Source organism: Georgenia sp. AZ-5, assembly GCF_043952095.1.
In the GTDB taxonomy this organism is placed as follows: Bacteria; Actinomycetota; Actinomycetes; order Actinomycetales; family Actinomycetaceae; genus Georgenia.
The window spans coordinates 4,201,469-4,218,640 of record NZ_JBINOU010000001.1; the positions used below are offsets into that span (position 1 = coordinate 4,201,469).

Annotated in this window: 20 protein-coding genes; all 20 read left to right on the forward strand. The window is 70.4% G+C overall.

What is annotated here, in order from left to right; all coding sequences use genetic code 11:
* The first annotated feature begins 150 nt into the window (after window positions 1-150).
* Window positions 151-723, forward strand: coding sequence for a hypothetical protein (locus ACF0H8_RS19450; protein WP_395290494.1), 573 nt, complete (start codon window positions 151-153; stop codon window positions 721-723).
* On the forward strand, window positions 708-1,667 hold the full coding sequence (locus tag ACF0H8_RS19455) for a hypothetical protein (protein ID WP_395290495.1): 960 nt from the start codon (window positions 708-710) through the stop codon (window positions 1,665-1,667). The genes ACF0H8_RS19450 and ACF0H8_RS19455 overlap by 16 nt, the downstream gene beginning before the upstream one ends.
* A gap of 142 nt (window positions 1,668-1,809) precedes the next feature.
* A complete protein-coding gene (locus ACF0H8_RS19460) occupies window positions 1,810-2,361 on the forward strand; it encodes an SAF domain-containing protein (protein WP_395290496.1) in 552 nt (183 codons plus the stop codon).
* Between the two features lie 4 nt (window positions 2,362-2,365).
* Complete coding sequence (locus ACF0H8_RS19465) at window positions 2,366-3,133, forward strand: hypothetical protein (RefSeq protein ID WP_395290497.1); 768 nt, start codon at window positions 2,366-2,368, stop codon at window positions 3,131-3,133.
* The gene (locus ACF0H8_RS19470) at window positions 3,130-4,677 is read left to right on the forward strand and encodes a CpaF family protein (protein WP_395290498.1); all 1,548 of its coding nucleotides are present in this window, start codon (window positions 3,130-3,132) and stop codon (window positions 4,675-4,677) included. Before ACF0H8_RS19465 ends, ACF0H8_RS19470 begins: the two co-directional genes overlap by 4 nt.
* A 1-nt stretch (window position 4,678) precedes the next feature.
* The gene (locus ACF0H8_RS19475; protein WP_395290499.1) at window positions 4,679-5,536 is read left to right on the forward strand and encodes a type II secretion system F family protein; all 858 of its coding nucleotides are present in this window, start codon (window positions 4,679-4,681) and stop codon (window positions 5,534-5,536) included.
* Window positions 5,533-6,441, forward strand: coding sequence for a hypothetical protein (locus tag ACF0H8_RS19480; RefSeq protein ID WP_395290500.1), 909 nt, complete (start codon window positions 5,533-5,535; stop codon window positions 6,439-6,441). Before ACF0H8_RS19475 ends, ACF0H8_RS19480 begins: the two co-directional genes overlap by 4 nt.
* A gap of 73 nt (window positions 6,442-6,514) precedes the next feature.
* Complete coding sequence (locus ACF0H8_RS19485) at window positions 6,515-6,718, forward strand: hypothetical protein (protein WP_395290501.1); 204 nt, start codon at window positions 6,515-6,517, stop codon at window positions 6,716-6,718.
* Window positions 6,687-7,130, forward strand: coding sequence for a TadE/TadG family type IV pilus assembly protein (locus ACF0H8_RS19490; protein ID WP_395290502.1), 444 nt, complete (start codon window positions 6,687-6,689; stop codon window positions 7,128-7,130). Before ACF0H8_RS19485 ends, ACF0H8_RS19490 begins: the two co-directional genes overlap by 32 nt.
* The gene (locus ACF0H8_RS19495) at window positions 7,127-7,579 is read left to right on the forward strand and encodes a TadE/TadG family type IV pilus assembly protein (protein WP_395290503.1); all 453 of its coding nucleotides are present in this window, start codon (window positions 7,127-7,129) and stop codon (window positions 7,577-7,579) included. The genes ACF0H8_RS19490 and ACF0H8_RS19495 overlap by 4 nt, the downstream gene beginning before the upstream one ends.
* Entirely contained in the window at window positions 7,576-8,025 is a 450-nt protein-coding gene (locus ACF0H8_RS19500) for a pilus assembly protein TadG-related protein (RefSeq protein ID WP_395290504.1), read from the forward strand. Before ACF0H8_RS19495 ends, ACF0H8_RS19500 begins: the two co-directional genes overlap by 4 nt.
* Before the next feature lie 140 nt (window positions 8,026-8,165).
* The gene (locus ACF0H8_RS19505; protein ID WP_395290505.1) at window positions 8,166-11,174 is read left to right on the forward strand and encodes a LysM peptidoglycan-binding domain-containing protein; all 3,009 of its coding nucleotides are present in this window, start codon (window positions 8,166-8,168) and stop codon (window positions 11,172-11,174) included.
* A gap of 269 nt (window positions 11,175-11,443) precedes the next feature.
* Window positions 11,444-12,352: a bifunctional DNA primase/polymerase gene (locus ACF0H8_RS19510; RefSeq protein WP_395290506.1), complete on the forward strand. Its 909-nt coding sequence runs from the start codon at window positions 11,444-11,446 to the stop codon at window positions 12,350-12,352.
* Window positions 12,353-12,438: 86 nt separating this feature from the next.
* Complete coding sequence (locus tag ACF0H8_RS19515; RefSeq protein WP_395290507.1) at window positions 12,439-12,765, forward strand: hypothetical protein; 327 nt, start codon at window positions 12,439-12,441, stop codon at window positions 12,763-12,765.
* Window positions 12,762-13,601, forward strand: a complete 840-nt coding sequence (locus tag ACF0H8_RS19520) for a hypothetical protein (RefSeq protein ID WP_395290508.1) — start codon at window positions 12,762-12,764, stop codon at window positions 13,599-13,601. The genes ACF0H8_RS19515 and ACF0H8_RS19520 overlap by 4 nt, the downstream gene beginning before the upstream one ends.
* Window positions 13,594-14,619 carry a ParB N-terminal domain-containing protein gene (locus tag ACF0H8_RS19525; RefSeq protein ID WP_395290509.1) on the forward strand — a complete coding sequence of 342 codons (1,026 nt, stop codon included), beginning with the start codon at window positions 13,594-13,596 and terminating at the stop codon, window positions 14,617-14,619. Before ACF0H8_RS19520 ends, ACF0H8_RS19525 begins: the two co-directional genes overlap by 8 nt.
* 12 nt (window positions 14,620-14,631) lie before the next feature.
* Window positions 14,632-15,354, forward strand: a complete 723-nt coding sequence (locus tag ACF0H8_RS19530; RefSeq protein WP_395290510.1) for a hypothetical protein — start codon at window positions 14,632-14,634, stop codon at window positions 15,352-15,354.
* 12 nt (window positions 15,355-15,366) lie between these two features.
* On the forward strand, window positions 15,367-16,560 hold the full coding sequence (locus ACF0H8_RS19535) for a M23 family metallopeptidase (protein WP_395290511.1): 1,194 nt from the start codon (window positions 15,367-15,369) through the stop codon (window positions 16,558-16,560).
* Entirely contained in the window at window positions 16,557-16,835 is a 279-nt protein-coding gene (locus tag ACF0H8_RS19540; protein ID WP_395290512.1) for a DUF6112 family protein, read from the forward strand. The genes ACF0H8_RS19535 and ACF0H8_RS19540 overlap by 4 nt, the downstream gene beginning before the upstream one ends.
* Window positions 16,836-16,862: 27 nt before the next feature.
* Window positions 16,863-17,162 (forward strand): DUF6112 family protein, encoded by a 300-nt coding sequence (locus tag ACF0H8_RS19545; RefSeq protein ID WP_395290513.1) that lies wholly within the window; start codon window positions 16,863-16,865, stop codon window positions 17,160-17,162.
* Window positions 17,163-17,172 lie beyond the last annotated feature (10 nt).

Here is a 17,172-nt window from a genome sequence, read left to right on the forward strand (position 1 = left end):
GGGCGATTCATGGGATACATGAGGCAGTACGACTCCACGCGGGCACTGCGGCGCGGAGTCGTTCGCGTCCAGAAGGGGACGACGGTGTCCCCTACGGAGGGCGGAGCGCGTATGCAGTCCCGGGGAAGACTCTGCGTCTCGGTGGCGGCGATGCTGGTCGTCGCCGCCGTCTCGGCGTGCACGAGTGACCCCGGTCCAGCCCCGTCGACGACAGCCAACGCGTCGCCGAGTGCGTCAAGGTCGACGCCGCCGAGCGCGCCCCCATCGCCGTCGAGTGAGTCAGAGGTCGCGGCGACGTCCATCGAGCGGCTCATCCACGACTACTACGGCGTCATGGACGAGCTCGGCCAGGATCCGAGCCAGCCTCTGACCCGCCTGGAGGAGTACGCGGAGAGCGTCGAGCTTGGGTCGCAGCAGCGGTTGTACGAGAGTGAACGGTCCGATGGCCTGCATCAGACGGGCGACACTCGCATCGCCCAGCTGGTCGTCCGGGGCGCAAACCTCAGTACGGACCCGCAAACCGTCGAGGTTGACGTCTGCTTCGACGTCTCTGCCGTCGACATCGTGGACGCCAACGGCGCCTCTGTCGTCACCCCGGACCGGCCGGAGGTGGGCTGGATCCGCCACACCGTCGTCAAGCGCCACGCCGACTCTGACCCCACGGGCGGTTGGCGGGTGTCCTCAAGCCAGGATCTCGAGCAACCGCCATGCGCCGCCAGGTGACGCGGGTTACCGCACTTTTGCTCGCCGTCGCGGGCCTCATCGCCCTGTTCGCGGGGCCGGCTCAGGCGGCGCCGACCTGCACCGCTCACTCGCCTCGCAGTGGTGTGTGCCTCGTCTGGGTTGAAGTGCCAACGACGCCGGCGGCCGAGCCCGTCGATGACGGACCGAAGGACACCGGCTCGGGCTCCGCCTGCTACTGGGACCCGAGGAAGCAGGGAATCACGAGCCCACCGCCGGGACCGGTGCCGTGCACAGACGACGCCGGCTACTGGAGCAACGCGCACAACTGCTACATCCACGTGCTCGAACCGCAGCCGGCACCCGGCGACTACCTGTGGCAGGGACACGACCCGTCTGAGGGCGGCCAGATCTACGAGTGCTGGCAGCCGTACACGGACTTCTCTGCGTACCTGTGGCTGCAGACCCCGCCGACGCCGGCGGGCTCGGGGCCGTCTCCTCGAGCAGTGGCCGAGCTGGCGATCGACGAGATGGAGCTGAGAGCCATCGATATCGGCATCGCGCCCGAGCCGGGCGACGACTCGGTCGGTGTCGTGGGCATGCCGGTGTGGATGTGGGTCGCTGGCACCGACGAGCGGACGTTCGGTCCAGTGACGGCGTCGGCCTCGGCGGGTGGGATCACCGTGACGGCCACGGCGCGAGTGCACCGGATCCTGTGGGACATGGGGGACGGCAACCAGGTCGTGTGCACGACCAAGGGCACCCCGTACAGCGCGTCCAGAGGCAGCCAAGCATCACCTGACTGCGGGCACGTCTACGGCCACTCGAGCGCCGACCAGCCGAACCAGAAGTACACGGTGACCGCGACGTCGGACTGGGTCATCACCTGGGAAGGCGCAGGACAGACGGGAACGATCCGCATGGAGGGGCTGTCCCGCTCCACGCAAATCACGGTCGGGGAGGCGCAGGTACTTGTGACCAGCTGACGGGCACCCGCAAGCGGAAGGGCAGCACACAATGACGAGCACAACGTCTCGAAGCAGCACGGCGGAGGTTTCGCCGGCCTCGTCGCCGGCGCCGCTGCCACCTCGCGCTAGACGCAGGCCGTGGCAGACAGCGGTGGCAGTCGTGGCCGTGGCTGTCGGCGGGGTCGTGGGCGCGGCGACCTGGTCGTCGATGTCGACGTCGATGTCGGTGCTGGTGGCACGAGACACGCTGCACCGCGGCGAGGTGCTCTCCGCCGACGACTTCACGGTGGCCAAGCTGAGCGTCGATGCGGCGCTGGACCCTGTGCCGGTCGACGACCTGCGGGGCCTGGTCGGTCAGCGGATCTCCCTGGACGTGGCCAAGGGCGCAATCCTGACCCGGGAGGCCGCTACACCGTTCGCGACGACACGCGAGGGCATGACCCTGGTCGGTGTGGAACTGGCCAGTGGGAAGGCGCCGGGCACGCCGCTGCTCGTCGGTGACCGTGTGCGGGTCGTGGTCACTCCCGGAACGTCTGGGCAGGTTGAAGGCGTCCCGGACACGACCCTGGCTGAGGTCGCGGGCGTCAGCATCGGCTCGCAACCGGGGTCGGTCGTGGTGGACCTGCTCGTCCCGTCAGCCGACGCCCCTCTGCTTGCGGCGCAGGCGGCCACCGGGAACGTCGCCGCGGTACTCGAGGACAGGGACCGGTGAGGTCATGGCAGTCATCACCTTGTGTTCGGCTTCCGGCTCACCGGGCGTCACCACGACGGCGCTCGGACTGGCGCTGCTGTGGCCCCGCCCAGTCCTGCTCGTCGACGCCGACCCCACGGGCGGCTCCGGCATCCTGGCCGGCTTCTACCAGGGCATGCGCCAGTACGAGGCCGGAACGGTCGACCTGGCACGTTCGCCTCTCGATCTGTCCGACTCGCTCCGCGAGGTGGTTCGCCCGATCGAGGGCACGAACGTCTCCTACGTCGCCGGGACGACGGCTCACCAGCAGGCCGCGGGCCTGGGCGATCTGTGGGGCCGACTCTGGCCGGTGCTCGACGACCTAGAGGCCACCGGGCAGGACGTGATCGTCGATGCCGGGCGGCTCGGCTTGCCCGGCTGGCCGCAAGAGCTGGTCGCACTGGCCGACCTCACCTTGCTCGTCGTCCGGCCGCACCTACCGTCGATGGCCGGTGCCCGCTCGTGGGCCGCAGAGCTACGCAACGAGGCAGCCGTGTGGCGCGAGCCCGGCCTGCTCGTCGTTGGGGCGGGGCGACCGTACTCCGCCGCCGAGGTGGCCAAGGTGCTCGGGCTGCGTGTGGTGGCCAAGGTCGCCGAGGACGCCGACGCGGCGGCGGTCTACCACCGCGGCGAGGCTCCCCCGCGCCGGTTCGAGACCGGCGGCTACGTGCGGTCCCTACGCGCTGCGGCCGAAGCCATCGGCGCGACGATCACCCAGCGGCGTGCCGCCCTGGTCGAGGAGGTCTCCCAGTGACCGACACCCGGATCTCCAACACCACCAGCCACGAGGAGGAGCCGCGCCGTCACCTCGATGTCGCCGCCCTCCCCTACCTGTCGACATCTCCGGACACGTCGCCCGCCGCGCTCCCTCCGACGCTGACACCCCCGACGCCACCCCCAGCGGCGAACGGCCGGCCATCGGCACCCACCGCCGCCCTCTTCTCCGGCCTCGTCGACTGGCACGTGGTCGCCCAGTTGCGCTCGCGCGCCTCGGCGCAACTGACCGCCGCGGTTTCCGCCGAGCGCGGTGAGCTCTCCCGACAGGACCGTGAGGAGCTCGGCCGGGCCATCGTGCTCGACCTGATCGAGCAGACGATGGCCGAGGACTCGACCGCCGGCCGGCCCGTTTGGTCGGCGGCCCGGCAGCGGGCCACTGCTAGGGCCGTGTTCGATGCCCTATTCCGCCTCGGCCGACTGCAGCCGCTGGTGGACGACGACCGGGTGGAGAACGTCATGGTCACCGGTCACGACCAAGTCCGCCTGGAGCTCACCGACGGCACGAAGATTCCGGGCCCACCCGTCGCAGACAGCGACGAGGAGCTGATCGAGTTCCTCACCTTTCTCGGCTCCCGTGCCCAGCACGGGGCACGCGGGTTCTCCGAGGCCCAGCCGTCCCTCCACCTGCAGCTCGCCGGCGGTGCCCGCTTGGCCGCCACCGCCTGGGTCGTGCCGCGCCCCTTCATCGTGATCCGCCGACACCGGCTGCTGGACATCTCCCTGGACGACCTTGTCGCCGGCGGCACCCTGCCGCCGGTCGCGGCCTCGTTCCTTGCCGCGGCCGTAGCGGCCCGCAAGTCCATCGTCGTCTCCGGGGCCCAGGGCGCGGGTAAGACCACGCTGGTACGGGCGCTGTGCGCGCAGATCCCCGCCAGCGAGGAGATCGGCACCTTCGAGACCGAACGCGAGCTGCACCTGGACCAGCTGCCTGGCCGCAGCCAGAACGTGCACTCCTGGGAGGCCCGGCCCGGCGCCGGTGAGCGCGCCGCCGACGGCTCGCAGGCCGGGGAGTTCACCCTCGACAATGCCCTGCACGACTCCTTCCGGTTCAACCTGTCCCGCCAGATCGTGGGCGAGGTCCGCGGCAAGGAGATCTGGACGATGCTCAAGGCGATGGAATCCGGCACCGGGTCTATCTCCACCACCCATGCCTCTGACGCCGTGGCCGCGATCCGCAAGCTGGTCACCTGCGCGATGGAGGCCGGCCGGCACGTCACCCACGACCTGGCCACCGGCAAGCTCGCTGCGGCCGTCGACCTGATCGTCCACCTGGACCTGGAGAACTACACCGATGCCGACCGCAACCCCCAGCGCCGCCGCCGGGTAGCCGAGATCATCGCCGTGTCGCCCGGGGAGTCCGCGACCGGGTACGCGACCACGCACGTGTTCGCCCCTGGTCCCGATGGTGTCGCCGTCCCCCACACGCTGCCGGACGATTACCGGGCGCTGTCCAGGTATGGGTTCGACCTGACCGGATACCTCGCCCAGTCCGAACAGGTCGGCCGCAGGGAGGTGACCTGAGATGCGCCTCGTCGGGTTCGTGATCTCCGGGTCCCTAGTCGCTTACGGCCTCGCCACGCTCGCGCTCGTCCTACTTCAACGACACCGCGAAAACTCCCCCACTTCGCCGGCGTCCGGGCGACTGGCCCACCTGGTCAGCACCTCACCGCGCACCCGGCGGCTTACCGTCGCCGGGCTGGCCGGCGGAATCGGGGTGTGGGCGGTCACCGGGTGGCCGCTCGCCATGGTCGGTGTGCCATTGGCGGCCATCGGGCTGCCCACCTTGCTGTCGACATCGGCGGCCAAGACACAGATCGCCCGCCTGGAAGCGATGGCCGAGTGGACCCGCTCGCTGTCCGGGGTCCTGACCGTGGGGCTCGGACTCGAGCAGGCCTTGGCCGCCACCCTGCGCTCCACGCCAGAGGCGATCGCCCCGGAGTTGAACCGGCTGGTGGCCCGCCTCCAGTCCCGCTGGCGGACCGAGGACGCGCTGCGGGCGTTCGCCGAGGACCTCGACGACGCGACAGGCGATCTCATCGCCGCCAACCTCATCCTCGCTGCACGACGTCGCGGTGCTGGCCTAGCCGCCGTGCTCGCCTCGCTGGCCGAGTCCGTCGAGACCGACGTACGCGCTCGCCGGCAAGTCGAGGCCGACCGTGCAAAACCGCGGACGACGGCCCGCTGGGTGACGATCATCTCCGTCGCCGTGCTGGGCGTGCTCGCCTTCTCCGGCGACTACGTGACCCCGTACGCCACGCCGATCGGGCAAGTGATCCTCGCGGTCCTGCTCGCGGCGTACATCGCGTTGCTGGTCAGGCTGCGCGCCATGGCCACCGGCAAACCGCTGCCCCGGTTCCTCCAGATGGGAGCACGCCCATGAGCACCGCACTGCTGGGCGCCATCGTCGCCGGCTCATTGATCGCACTCGGCCTGGCCGTGGGCGTGATGAGGTTCCTGCCGGTGCGACCCGATCCGGCCGATGCCCTCGCGCGCCTGACTCCCAAGCCGTATGTCCCCACGCAGTGGGGTGCGCCCGAGCCCGACCCAACTCGCACTCAGCGGCTCGGGCAATGGGCCATGCGCACCCTGCCCCCCGGCCTGTGGATTCGCACCCCCCACCGCGAGCTCAAGCTGCTGCAAGTCCCGCTGGCGAAGTTCTACGGCGACAAGCTGAGCTTCGCCGCCCTCGGCCTGGCCATCCCGATCCTCCTGAATCTGCTGTTCACCGCCATGGGTGCCCGGCTGCCGCTCCAACTCGGCTTCGTCGCATCCCTCGGTCTGGCAGCGGTGATGTTCTTCATACCGAACTACAACGCCGCCGACGAGGCGAAGAAGGCTCGCGCCGAGTTCCGCCGGGCGCTGGGCGCCTACGTCGACCTGGTCGCCCTCGAGCGGACCAACGGCGCCGGCGTGCGTCAGTCCATGGAGCAGGCCGCCGAGGTCTCCCGGTCCTGGGTGTTCACCCGGCTGGCCTCGGAGCTGATGCACTCACGCTGGTCCGGCGTCGCGCCGTGGGACGCGCTGCGCGAACTGGCCGACGAGCTCGAGGTGCCCGACCTAGCCGACTTCGCCGACATCATGCGGCTGTCCGGAGAACAGGGCTCGGCCGCGTACGACTCCCTCCGAGCCCGCGCCGCGGGCATCCGGGCGGCGATGCTCGGCGAGGAACTGGCCGAGGCAAACGCCACTGTCGAGCGCATGTCGATCCCCGGCTCGCTGCTCGGCGTGGTGTTCATGGCGCTGCTGGTCGCCCCGGCCTTGCTGCGCATCCTGACCGCCACCTGACTGACCGACGGCCCATCTGCGGCGCCCGCACACCCAACACCGAGGAACCGACTAGCAGCAAAGGACACCGATCATGACGCGTCTGTGGATCACCCTGACCACGCTGGCGGCACTCGCCCGCCACGGGTTCACCGCCCCGCCCGGCGACGCGGAGCGTGAGCGCGGCTCGGTCACCGTGGAGCACGTGCTGTGGGCGGTGGCTGTCATCGCCATCGTGGGCATCGTCGTCCTCGCGATCACGAACTATGTCACCGACCAGGCCGCGAACATCTCCTGACCGGCGGCGGAACCACCGGCATCGCGCGCCGAGGCGGTGGTCCGACGAGCGCGGCTCGACGTCGGTCGAGCTCGTTGTCGTGCTGCCCGCACTGTTCCTGGTGATGTTCCTGGGCATGCAGGCCGCGCTCTACTACCACGCCCGCTCGGTCGCGATCGCCGCGGCCATCCAAGGGGCCACCGCAGCCGCTGTGGAGCATGGCACCCTTGCCGACGGCTTGGCCGCGGCCGGCGGGTTTGTCGCCGACGCCGGCGGGGACGACGTGATCTCCAGCGTGAACGTGTGGGGCGACCGCTCGGCCACCACCGCCACTGTGTGGGTGGAAGGCAAGGCCCTGTCCGTCGTGCCCGGCTGGACTCCTACCGTGCGTCAGTCCGCCTCGATCCCCGTCGAGAGGATCACTGCCCCATGAGACAGCTCCGGCGCTGGTACTCCAGCTGGTTGTCCGGCGAGAACGGCGCGGCCGCAATCGAGGCCGCCATCGGCGTGCCAGCGTTCATGCTGTTCATCGGGCTGATCATCTTCGCCGGACGAGTCGCGATCACCCACCAGACCGTCCAGACCGCCGCGGACGCCGCGGCGCGCTCAGCATCCCTAGCCCGCACCGCCGCACAGGCTGACGCTGACGCCCACGAGGCCGCACAGGTCTCGCTGGCCAACCAGGGCCTGCGGTGCGCAGGGGTCGACGTCTCGATCGATACCTCAGCCTTCGCCAACGCCATCGGCACCCCAGGCGACGTCACCGTCACCATCGCCTGCCACGTTGACCTCGCAGACCTGGCCGTCCCGGGTATCCCCGGCAGCCACACCGTCGGGTCGACGATGTCCAGCCCGCTGGACGTCTGGAGGACACGGCAATGACCCCCCGACGTAGGCTCCGGTTTCGGCGACCGAGCACGGACGATCGTGGCTCGATCAGCGTCTGGCTCGCCCTGGGCTCGGTCGTGATGATCCTGTGCGCCGGCCTCGCCGTCGACCTTAGCGGGCGAGTCCACGCCCTGCAGCGCGCCCACGACGTCGCGGCGCAGGCAGCACGCGCCGGCGGGCAGCAGGTCCTGGCGTCGGCTGCCATCCAAGGGCGCCCGCTGACGGTGGACCCGGGAGCCGCCGTCGCCGCAGCCGAGCAGTACCTAGCTGCCAAGGACGCCACCGGCTCCGTCACCGTCATCGACGGCACCACCTTGACCGTGTCGGTGACCGACACCTACCCCACCGTGTTCCTAGGGATTATCGGCATCAACCAGCTCGAGGTCACCTCCTCCGCCGACGCTCGCCTGGTCCGCACCCTGGGAGGCAATGAGCGATGACCACACTGTCACGACGCCTGCTCGGCCTTGCCGCCCTGCTGCTCATCTGTGCGCTCATGGCCGGTGTGCCGACCTTCCTGCTGTGGGCAGGTGCCACCCCGTGGACCGCCGACTGGAGCTCCGTGTGGTTCCGGATGCGGATGGCGGACGACGGCACGCTGCTCGTGCTGCTGCTGTCCATCGTCGCCTGGGTCGGGTGGGCTTACCTAGCCTGGGGGCTTCTCGTCGAGGCCAGCGCCCGTGCACGCGGGATCAACGCTCGGCGGATGCGCGGGTTCGCCCTGTCCCAGGGGGCGGCGGCCAAGCTGCTCGACGTCGCGGCGCTGCTGTTCGCCGCCGTCCCCTCCCTCGCCCCGCTCACCGCGGCACCCGCCCACGCGGTCCCCGGCCTCGTCGTCGAGGCGCCCCTCGCGCCCGCCACGGCGAAACAGACAGCAGCGATTGGATCGGATCGAGCGCCAGCCGAGATCACGGCGCAGGCGCCGTCGTCCCCGGCGGAACCGGCCACTGTTCCCTACACCGTCCGGCAGGGCGACAGCCTGTGGAAGATCGCCAAGAACCTGCTCGGCGACGGGCGCCGCTACCACGAGCTCATTGCACTCAACACTCATGCGCTCAACGGCGACCCAGGGTTCATCGTGCCCGGCACGGTGCTGCGGGTCCCCGAGTCCCGCGCGGCGCAGGCGGTGCCGGATGGGGCGTACATCGTCGCGCCCGGCGACACCCTCTCCGAGATCGCTGCGGACCTGCTCCGCGACGCCAACCGGTGGCCGGAGCTCGTCGAAGCGTCCAAGAGCACTATTCAGCCCGACGGCGACCGGCTGACCGACCCGGACCTCATCCGCCCCGGCTGGACCATCACGAACCCCGCTGCTACGACCGCCTCGCTAAGTCCCGTCGCGCCGGCCCCGCCGGCCCCAGCACCGGAGCCTACGGCGCCCGAAGGGCCCTCCGCTGTCGAAGAGCCCGCGCCGACGGGTGTCGCCGCGAAAAGGCCGATCGAGGCTCCCGCCGAGGTTGGAGGCGCCGTCGCGGACGGCGAAGACGGCGAGATCGAGGATGACGACCAAGCACCGGCGTGGCTGCTGCCGGGGCTGACCGGCGCCGGTTCGGTGCTCGCCGGCTGCCTGTTCCTGACCGTCCGCGCACGCCGCCGCGCCCGGCTTCGGCTGCGCAAGCCCGGCTATGTCATCGCCCCGCTCCCCCCGAAGCTGGTCAATGTCGACAAGTCCATCCACCTGGCGGGCGCCGACGCTGCCGCCAGGGTCACGCACCTGCATGCCATGCTCGGCGAGCTGTCGATGTCGTACCCCAGCATGGAGTACTTCCCTCGTATCGCCACGGTGGAGCTCTCCGACACCACGGTGACACTGCGCTTGGGGGGCGAGGCCGGTCTGCCTAAGCCGTGGACTGGATCGGGCGGCAGCTGGACCGTTCCCTTGCGCGCACAGGCTCTCGACCCCGAGCGCTGGCCACCCGCACCGCTTCTGGTGTCTGTGGGTGACGACGCCGACGGGCACGTCTGGCTGCTCAATCTCGAGCACCTGCGACGCATCGCCCTCACCGGGCCGACTGATCGGGTCGAGGCGTTCGCACGCCACGTGGCCGCCGAGATCGCACTCAGCCCCTGGGCACACATCACCGATGTCGACGCCTACGGCGTCCTCGAATCCGAACAGGCCATGCCATCCGCCGACTACGTCCACCATGTCGAAGATGACTCGGCCTTCCTGGCGTGGGCCACCAGCGCGGTCGACCCCGAACGGGGGGACGGTTTCGACCCCGACCGGTTCCACGTCCTGCTCACCAACCGCGACCACACCACCGACGCAGGGGTCCGCACGTTCGGCGAGCACCTCGCCGGCCACCCCGCCCGGCCCGCCGGGGTGCTCATCGTTCTTGGTGGACAGGCCGATGACGGATTCGCCGAGATTGAGCTGACCGAGGACGGACGCCTGCGCGTGCCAGCCCTCGGCCTGGACGTTCGAGCAGCGGGCCTGTCTGCCCCCGAGGCGGCGTCCGTCGCCTCGATCGTCGAGCTCGTCGACGACCTCGACGTCCAGGCTGCCAACGTGCCCTACCCCGTCGACGAAACGATCACCGAGGGGCCCGGCGCCCTCGTTGACATCGGCGGATCGCTGCGCGCCGAACTCGTCCGACCCCGCCCTGAAGACCCCGCCGTGGCCGCCGGGCCGGCGTCACTGCTGCCCGCCCCTGCGGCCGAGTATGAAGCCGTCGCACCGGTCACCACCGGTGACGTCGCCGCGCTCGCACCCATAATCCCGCCCGAGACCGCGACGAAGGTCGCGGACACCGATCCCACCTTGGACGGCGACGTCGCCGACTGGTTCGACACGAAGGTGCGACGCCCTCGCGTGTGGCTCCTCGGACCGGTCAAGGCTAGGACGCACGCGGACCCGACCCCGATCGCGAAGCGTCCGGGTCTGTACACCGGAGCCCTGGCCTACCTCGCCCTGCGAGGCGCGCGCGGCGCCACTACTGACCAGGCCGCCAATGCTCTAGACATCAACCCCGACAGGGTGCGCGGCCACATGTCCATCGTCCGCAAGTGGCTCGGCGTCAACCTTCGCACCGGGACCCCGCACATGCCGCCCGCCGACAGGAGCGATGCTGCCAAGGAACGCGGAGTGCCCGTGTACCTCGTCGAGGACGTCCTCGTCGACCTCGGCCTGTTCCAGCGTTTGCGCGCCCGTGGCGAGGCGCGCGGCGAGAACGGGCTGGAGGACCTGCGCACCGCTCTCAAGCTCGTCAGCGGGCAGCCGTTCGAGCATGCCGACACCAAGGGATGGATGTGGGTCTTCGAGGCCAATCGCCTCGACCTGACCATCGCCGCAGCCATCGTCGACGTCGCCTGTATCGTCGCCGCCCATGCCCTACGAAGCGATGACCTGCCTGGTGCAAGGTGGGCGGTCGAAGTCGCTCGAAAGGCCTCGCCGCACGACGAGAATCCCGTCCTCCATGAGATTGAAGTCCTGCTGCGCGAGGGCAACCAAGAAGCAGCACAGGTGCTCTTTCACGATGCAATCGCCTCACGACGTGACGACAGGCGACCCGAACCCGGTGCCTTTGAACACACCCAAGCTGTCAGCGCGCGTTGGCACTGGACCGACCCACGCCGTCCCAACTGACAACAACTCCGCTCTGCGCCATCGGCGACCGCCCCTGCGCGGCTCTTTTCACCGCCCCTCCACAGGTTTACCCCGTCCCACGTCGGACGGTGGACCCGCGTGCGAACACGCCTTGTCGCCTCGTACGCCGGTCGGAAAACCACACCTCATGAGTGGGATGGGGGACGCCTCCGACCTGCACTGACGCCCCCGTCCCCCTCGGGGGGACGCTGGGGGGACATGGTCGAAGGGGGACGGAAAGGGGTACACGCCCCCGCCAGCGTGACGGCATGGACAGCTCGACCGCTCCCGCAGGCCGTGCCCTGGCGGCGATGGTGCACTCCACCGGCGCACCGTCACCGGCCACCGCCGCGCTCGACCTTGCCCGCGCCGGCGTCGCTGTCTTCCCGTGCGTGCCGGGAGCAAAGCAGCCGCTGACCCGGCGCGGGTTTCTCGACGCATCCACCGACACCGCACAGGTGGCCGCGTGGTGGCGACGCTGGCCGGACGCGAACCTCGGGCTGCCAACCGGCGCAGCATCCGGGGTGGACGTCGTCGATGTCGACGCGAAGGCAAGCGGCACCGGCTTCCCTGCGTTCGACCGCGCCCTCCGGGAGGAGCTGGCGACCGGGTGGGCGTGGCTGGTCCGCACGCCGTCCGGGGGGCTGCACGCCTACTATCCGCACGCGCCCGGGATCGAGCAGCGCTCCTGGCAGTCGCCACGCACGCACATCGACTTCCGCGGCGACGGCGGCTACGTGGTCGCTCCGCCGTCACTCGTCATCGTCGACGGCGCCCCGCGCGGCTACCAGGTCGTGGCGGTGGCGAAGCAGGCCCCGAACCCCGTCGACGCTGCGGCACTGCGCGAGTTCCTCACGTCGCCGAAGCGACTCCGCCCCGCAGGATCCGCACCCGTGGGCAGCCGGCCTCCGGAGAGGTTGGCGTCATGGCTGGCAGCCCGCCCCGAGGGCGGTCGGAACGCGGGCCTGTTCTGGGCGGCGTGCCGGATGGTCGAGGACGGCTACGACCACGCCTCGACACTCAGCGCCCTCGGCCCGGCCGCTCAACAGGCAGGGCTCGGCAAGCGGGAGATCGCCACCACAATCGACTCGGCGTTCAAGCGCACCTCTCCGCGTATCCCCCAATCGATGGGCGGCACGAGTCGTCGCCCTTCTCCACCTGAGGCGGTGACCTTATGAACACCAGCAGCCCCTACGAACAGCACCCAACTCCTCCAACGCCGTCGGCCACGCCAACGCCTCCGCGGGCCACCATCCCGCCCCCGATGGCCGTGTACGGCGACCCGTCGCGGCCGACGACCGACCTGCAGGACACCACCACGGAGCAACCGACCGCGTCCCACCCCGCTCGGACCCGGGTCGTGTGGATGCACCCGTCCGAGCTGCCGGTCACCGCCACTCGTGCTCTCGGGTGGGGCATCGGACGCGGGCTCGACCTGCAGCTCGCGATGGCCTACGCGACGGTCCGGGCGCCGTTCCGCGCTGCCGGTGCCGTGCGCCGCACGGTGGTCCCTCGTCGGGAGCGGCTCGAGCTGGACACGACTACGTCGCCGACCACGACGACGCCCGCTGACGGGGTGGAGCTGTCATGACTGCCACGACGACCGCCCAGAAGCCTTCGTTCGACACGGCCGAAGGTCTCCGCTCACTGCTGGTCCGACTCCACCGGGCCGGCCGCGGGGCCTGGCGTCTCGACGCTGAGGCGGCCGAGCTCATGCGCTACTGCATGGACAGGTACCGACCGCTGGCCCGCAAGTACCATGCCGAACCGCTGGACTCGGCGGCCGCTGCGTTCGAGGCGATGCTCGCCCCGGCCACCCGCTGGGCCACGGACCCGTGGGGCGTGGTCACGCGGGCCGTGCAGGTCACCCTCATGGCCGAGGACCGCGCCAACGGACTGCTCTGCGAAGTCTCCAGGGCCCGGCACCTGATCCGGTCCGAGGTGCACGACGCGCAGCGGTTCGCCGAGCACGGAATGCTCGTGTACGAGTTAAACCCCGCTTTCCACACGCCCCCGGAGGATCCGCTCCCCCAGCGTGATGACGAAGTCGTCGAGCTGCTGCGTGCCTCCGAGGAAGCGGTGAACCTGTTCGTCACCGCCGGCTGGCCGCGCCACGTGGCGCGAAAGGCGATCGGGCACGTCTGCTCCCGTCTGGCCGAGACCGGGTGCCGGCGTCGCGCGCACGAGTACCTACGTCATGACCGGCAGACCTCGTTGCTCCTCGACTTGGACCAGCGGCGGTGGACGGCGCTGCTGTCGGCGGTGCTCGGCAACCCCAACCCTGACCTCGAGCTGACCTCCGCAGGTCGCGGGCTACTGCTTCGCCTCGCCGCCGGCTATCCGCTCGCAGAGTTGGAGGCCGACCGGCGGCTCATGCGGGCGCTGGTCGAGGCCGCTCCCGGCTACCTGGAGGCGACCCATGTCTGAGAAGGACTTCCGGACCCAAGAGATGGTCGTCGGCTCGATCCAAGTGGGCATCCGTCATCGCCGGGACCTGGGGGACCTGCAGCCGCTGATGGATTCGATCTCCCGGCTCGGGCTGCTTCAGCCCATCACCGTCACCCCGGCCGGGGTGCTCGTGTGCGGCCACCGCCGCCTGGAGGCCATCAAGCGGCTGGGCTGGCGCTCGACCCGAGTGTGGGTGCGCTCCAACATCTCCGACACCCTTACCGCACTCCTGGCCCAGCAAGACGAGAACAACCTCCGCAAGCCGCTGTCCCCGCTGGAGGCCGCGACGCTCTACCGGGAGCTAAAGGACCTGCTGGCCGAGGATGCGCGACGCCGGCAGGAGGCCTCGCGCTTCGGAGGCGACACCAACGGTGGGGAACTGAACGGTGGACGTGACTCACGCCCACCGCACAGTCCGGGTAGGCACGAGAACAAGACCGTAACGCAGGCGGCCAACATGGTCACCGGCGACGACTCCTCTCAGCGGCTCGAGCGAATCCTCAAGCTCCGCGCGGTGATGGACGACGCCGCTCGCCCTCTGGTCATCCGAAGGATGGCCGAGGCGGAGCTCGACAGAATCGATGCCGGCGAACCGGTCGCGCCCGCCTACACGCGCGTGATGACGGCGATCCGGGAGGCCGAACAGGCTGCTCGTGACCCTGCCGAACCGACCGAGCCGCCGGCTCGGCCGACGCCGGAGGAGATCGCCGAGCTCTCGCGCCTGGCCCTGGAAAAGGCCAAAGCCGAACGGACCCGCCGCATCGAGCTCATATCCAGAGCGCACCAGCCCGAGCAACCGGTACTGCGCAGCCCCAAGGCACTGGTGCTGGCATGGCGGGAGCTCGACGGGTGGACCCGTCACTACGACGTCCACCAAGTCGCAGACGACCTGTCCGACGAGGAACTAGCGATGGTCCAGCGCGTGCTCCGCGACTCGGCCGAATTCATCCAGGCCGTCGCCGCTGTCCGCGCGGCCGACCCCTCGGACGCGGCGTGAGGAGCGGCAGCCATGCTAACCACCTCGCTCAGCTCGCGCACCAGGCGGCGAACGGCCGTTCTGCTGGTCCTGGTTCTGATTGCCAGCGTGGTCGCGATGACGGTCTACGGGGTTGTCCTCACGCACCGCAGCGGCTCACCCGCTGGCGGTGCACCGGTGACCGCCGATGCGCCGTCGGCTGCGGCTCCCGCTGGGTCGGTGCCGGCGACTCCGATCCCGACGACGCAAGAGGTCCAGGCCGACGAGGTGGATGTGGTGACGGTTCCGGCCACGTCCGACCCCCACAAGTTCGCCACCTCCGTCGCGGAGGCCGTCTTCTTCTGGGACACGACAAACGGGCTGCCCCCGGGTGGCTACACGGCGCGGCTGATCGAAGTAGCCGACCCGACCGGTGTCGAGACTCCCGGACTGGTCGCCGACCTCGCCTACTACCTACCGACTCCTTCGGCCTGGGAGCACCTGCGACGGTTCGCCACCCGGCAGTGGCTCGATGTCACCCACGTCGCCGTTCCCAAACAGTGGGCACAGGCCGTTGCTCTGGCACCTGAGGGGTCCTTGGCGCCGGGTACGACCGCCCTGACGGTGACCGGAGTGCGGCACCGCGCCGGGCTTTGGGACAACCAGCCGACGACAAGCGAGCACGAGGTCGCCTTCACGGTGTTCGTCGTGTGCGCGCCTACCTATCCGGATTGCCGGCTGCTGCGCCTGTCGCAGCTGGACGACCCGCTGCGCTGAGGAGGACCGGACATGCATCCCGCGCCCATTGTCGCCGGCATCCTGGCGGTACTCCTCGGGCCTACCACAATGCTGGCCGGGACCGCGCTGTTCCTCGGCCAGACGGCAGCCGGTGCCTGGTGCACCCCGGCCGAACTGGCGGTGGGGCAGGTACCCGACGGACTCGCCACTCGGACCACCGACGGCACACCGGTGCACCTGGATCGGGTTCAGCTCGGGCACGCGGCCACGATCATCGCCGTCGGGTCACGCACCGACGGCGTCGGGCGGGACGGGCTCCTGGTCGCGCTCATGGCGGCGCTGACCGAGTCAAGGCTGCGGATGCTCGCCAACACCACCGCGTACCCCGACTCGGCGAAGTTCCCGCACGACGGGAACGGGTCCGATCACGACTCCCTCGGCCTGTTCCAGATGCGCCCGGCCGCCGGGTGGGGCTCGACAGCGGACCTGATGGACCCGGCCTACCAGGCGGCTGCGTTCTTCGGCGGTCCGAGCGGGCCCAACCACGGCAGTCCACGCGGGTTGCTGGACATCCCCGGCTGGCAGCAGCTGCCCAAGGGGGCCGCGGCACAGTCCGTGGAGGTCTCCGCATACCCCGACCGGTACGCCGGCTTCGAGCCGGTCGCCGTCGCGATCCTCGATGCCCTCACCCGGACCAGCGCAGCGCCACAACCCGCGGGTCCCCCAGATGTGCCGGCCGCACCGTCACCCGCGACGCGGGTTGTGTTCCCGCTCCCCGCCGGCACATGGCAGCGGACTTCCGGGTTCGGGATGCGGGTCAACCCCGTCACCGGCGTCTACGAGCTCCATGCCGGCGTCGACTACGCCGCCGCGGCGGGCACGCCGATCTTGGCCGTCGCGGACGGGCGTGTGGTCTTCACCGGCCGCACTACCGGGGGCGCCAACTCGATCCGGATCGTGCACACGATCAACGGCGCCCCGGCCGCTACGGCGTACCGACACCTGCGCGACGGCGGCACCCACGTCGCCGTCGGAGACCAGGTGGTCGCCGGGCAGCACATCGGCGACGTCGGCTCGACCGGCAACTCAACCGGACCGCACCTGCACTTCCAGGCCCACCCGGGCGGGGACGAAGCTTCGCCCGTCGATCCGGAGCGCTGGCTAATCGGCGCAGCCGACCTCACGCAGCCCGCACTCGCACACGCCGCCGCGCCGGCATGCCCGACATCGGAGGTGGAACTGTGAACCAAGCCCAGCCGGTCGGCCCGGACTTCGATGCTGTCGCCGCCACCGAACAGCTCAGCCACATCATCGGCGCGCTGCTCACGGTCGGTCTGATCACCGCCGTCGGGATGCTCATCGTCTGCGCCATCACATGGGCCGTCGCATCCTCGTCCGGTGCCTGGCACTCCGCAGCCCGAGCCCGCACCGGCGTCCTGGTCGCCATCGGCGGCGCCACCCTGACCGGCGGAGCCCTGGCCTGGACGAACTGGCTGCTGCACACCGGATCCACCCTCTGACCGCGACCCAACAAGGAGACACCCGCCGTGCCCATCAGTGTTGCCACCGTCTACGCCGGCATCTCGGTGCCGCCAAACGCCACAGGGTTGCCCGGCATCGAACAACTGCGAACCATCGTCGGCGCCGTCATGACGGTCGGCCTGATCCTCGCCGTCCTGGCCCTAATCATCTCCGCGATCGCCTGGGCGCTGGGAGCCAATTCCTCCAACCCACACCTGACCGGGCGCGGCAAGGCCGGCGTCCTGATCGCCCTCGGAGCAGCCGTCATATGCGGCGCCTCAGTCGCGCTAGTCAACTTCTTCTGGAACGTCGGCCAGGCCGTCTGACCAGGCCGGT